The sequence below is a fragment of the Tropicimonas sediminicola genome, assembly GCF_900188335.1.
GTDB classification, from domain to species: Bacteria; Pseudomonadota; Alphaproteobacteria; order Rhodobacterales; family Rhodobacteraceae; genus Tropicimonas; species Tropicimonas sediminicola.
In genome coordinates, this window is the sequence record NZ_FZOY01000024.1 from 2501 (window position 1) to 5904 (window position 3404).

Annotated in this window: 2 rRNA genes; both read left to right on the forward strand. The window is 53.9% G+C overall.

Annotation, left to right across the window (positions count from 1 at the left end):
* Window positions 1-186 precede the first annotated feature (186 nt).
* A 23S ribosomal RNA gene (locus tag CHB86_RS23980) occupies window positions 187-3012 on the forward strand.
* 180 nt (window positions 3013-3192) lie between these two features.
* A 5S ribosomal RNA gene (rrf, locus tag CHB86_RS23985) occupies window positions 3193-3307 on the forward strand.
* Window positions 3308-3404 lie beyond the last annotated feature (97 nt).

Sequence of the window (3404 nt, forward strand, 5' to 3'; positions counted from 1 at the left end):
TGCTTGGATTTGCCTCCGAGCCTGCAACCGGCCATGAAACGGCAATTTTGTCCAAGTCAAGTACACTAACCAAACAGTATGTTCCTTCGGGAACATGCGGGAAATGTACGACTTCTGAACGGGAAGAGAGGCGCTGGTCGAACCAGCCTGGCGCCGGAAGACGCAAGTCTTGCTCTTTCTGGATCAGATCAAGCGCGAGAAGGGCGTTTGGTGGATGCCTTGGCAGCAAGAGGCGATGAAGGACGTGATACTCTGCGATAAGTCCTGGGGAGCTGAGAATAAGCTTTGATCCAGGAATTTCCGAATGGGGCAACCCACCTGACAGCATCATATAGATAGCCTCGGTTATCTTTATGAGGTTGAACCAGGTACTTTGAGGCTGAATACATAGGCTTCAAAGAGCAAACCCGGGGAACTGAAACATCTAAGTACCCGGAGGAAAGGAAATCAATTGATACTCCCCTAGTAGCGGCGAGCGAACGGGGACCAGCCGAGACCGATAAGTGACCAGAACAATCTGGAAAGATTGACCATAGTGGGTGACAGTCCCGTATGGGAAGCTTTGAGGTACGAATTAAGTAGGGCGGGACACGTGAAATCCTGTCTGAAGATCGGAGGACCACCTTCGAAGGCTAAGTACTCCTTGCTGACCGATAGCGAACCAGTACCGTGAGGGAAAGGTGAAAAGCACCCCGACGAGGGGAGTGAAACAGTTTCTGAAACCGGACGCCTACAAGCAGTCGGAGGGGCCTCGAGCCCTGACGGCGTACCTTTTGTATAATGGGTCATCGACTTGGTCTAACATGCAAGCTTAAGCCGATAGGTGTAGGCGTAGCGAAAGCGAGTCTTAATAGGGCGTCGAGTATGTTGGATCAGACCCGAAACCGAGTGATCTAGGCATGACCAGGATGAAGGTAAGGTAACACTTACTGGAGGTCCGAACCCACACCTGTTGAAAAAGGTCGGGATGAGTTGTGCCTAGGGGTGAAAGGCCAATCAAACTCGGAGATAGCTGGTTCTCCGCGAAATCTATTTAGGTAGAGCGTCATCCGAATACCCCGGGGGGTAGAGCACTGGATGGGTAATGGGGCCCCACAGGCTTACTGATCCTAACCAAACTCCGAATACCCGGGAGTACTAGATGGCAGACACACTGCGGGTGCTAACGCCCGTAGTGGAGAGGGAAACAACCCTGACCTCCAGCTAAGGCCCCTAATTCATGGCTAAGTGGGAAAGCAGGTGGGACGACCATAACAACCAGGAGGTTGGCTTAGAAGCAGCCATCCTTTAAAGATAGCGTAACAGCTCACTGGTCTAATCAAGTTGTCCTGCGGCGAAGATGTAACGGGGCTCAAGCCATGAGCCGAAGCTGAGGATGCCGCAAGGCATGGTAGCGGAGCGTAGTGTGATATAACTCCATGCCTCCTTAACTCCTTCGGGAGTGTTGGAGGCTCGGAGTTTTCTGTGAAGCCGGCCTGTGAGGGATCCGGTGGAGAGATCACTAGCGAGAATGATGACATGAGTAGCGACAAAGAGTGTGAGAGACACTCTCGCCGAAAGTCCAAGGGTTCCTGCTTAAAGCTAATCTGAGCAGGGTAAGCCGGCCCCTAAGTCGAGGCAGAAATGCGTAGACGATGGGAACTAGGTTAATATTCCTAGGCCAGGAGGATGTGACGGATCGCAGGTGTAGTGAGGTCTTATCGGATTGACCTTGCTGCTGAGCGGTTCCTGGAAATAGCCCTCCATCAGACCGTACCCTAAACCGACACAGGTGGACTGGTAGAGAATACCAAGGCGCTTGAGAGAACGATGTTGAAGGAACTCGGCAAAATACCTCCGTAAGTTCGCGAGAAGGAGGCCCGGGTTCAAGGCAACTTGGATCCGGGGGCACAAACCAGGGGGTGGCGACTGTTTACTAAAAACACAGGGCTCTGCGAAGTCGCAAGACGACGTATAGGGTCTGACGCCTGCCCGGTGCCTGAAGGTTAAAAGGAGGGGTGAGAGCTCCGAATTGAAGCCCAGGTAAACGGCGGCCGTAACTATAACGGTCCTAAGGTAGCGAAATTCCTTGTCGGGTAAGTTCCGACCTGCACGAATGGCGTAACGACTTCCCCGCTGTCTCCAACATCGACTCAGCGAAATTGAATTGCCTGTCAAGATGCAGGCTTCCCGCGGTTAGACGGAAAGACCCCGTGCACCTTTACTACAGCTTCACACTGGCATTAGGCCGAACATGTGCAGGATAGGTGGTAGGCTTCGAAGCAGGGACGCCAGTCTCTGTGGAGCCTTCCTTGAGATACCACCCTTGTTCTGCTTGATGTCTAACCGCGGTCCGTTATCCGGATCCGGGACCCTGTGTGGCGGGTAGTTTGACTGGGGCGGTCGCCTCCTAAAGCGTAACGGAGGCGCGCGAAGGTTGGCTCAGAGCGGTCGGAAATCGCTCGTTGAGTGCAATGGCAGAAGCCAGCCTGACTGCAAGACTGACAAGTCGAGCAGAGTCGAAAGACGGCCATAGTGATCCGGTGGTCCCGAGTGGAAGGGCCATCGCTCAACGGATAAAAGGTACGCCGGGGATAACAGGCTGATGGTGCCCAAGAGTCCATATCGACGGCACCGTTTGGCACCTCGATGTCGGCTCATCTCATCCTGGGGCTGGAGCAGGTCCCAAGGGTACGGCTGTTCGCCGTTTAAAGAGGTACGTGAGCTGGGTTTAGAACGTCGTGAGACAGTTCGGTCCCTATCTGCCGTGGGTGTAGGATACTTGAGAGGAGTTGCCCCTAGTACGAGAGGACCGGGGTGAACGGACCACTGGTGGACCTGTTGTGGCGCCAGCCGCAGTGCAGGGTAGCTATGTCCGGAAAGGATAACCGCTGAAGGCATCTAAGCGGGAAGCCCCCCTCAAAACAAGGTATCCCTGAGGGCCGTGGTAGACCACCACGTCGATAGGCCGGAGATGTAAGCGCAGCAATGCGTTCAGTTGACCGGTACTAATGGCCCGATAGGCTTGATTTGATCCAGTAAAAGCAAGACTGGAACACAATCAGAAGTCAGAAATGACCTGGACAAAACCTGATGTTGGTGGCAAAAGCCGCGCCCAGCTTACGCAGGTGTGGCACGCAATTGCGAAAGCGCAATCGCTTCCGCCACCCGGCGCTTTGCAACGCAAAGCGCCGAACATGGATTTTTCCTCGGTTTGGTGGTCATAGCACGAGCAAAACACCCGATCCCATCCCGAACTCGGCCGTTAAGTGCCGGCGCGCCAATGGTACTGCGTCTCAAGACGTGGGAGAGTAGGTCACCGCCAAACCTAGAAAAAATCCAAAAACTCTCAATACGATATCCCAAACATAAAACAGCCCCAGTTGGACAAAACCCAACCAGGGCTGTTCCCGTCTCACGGGTAG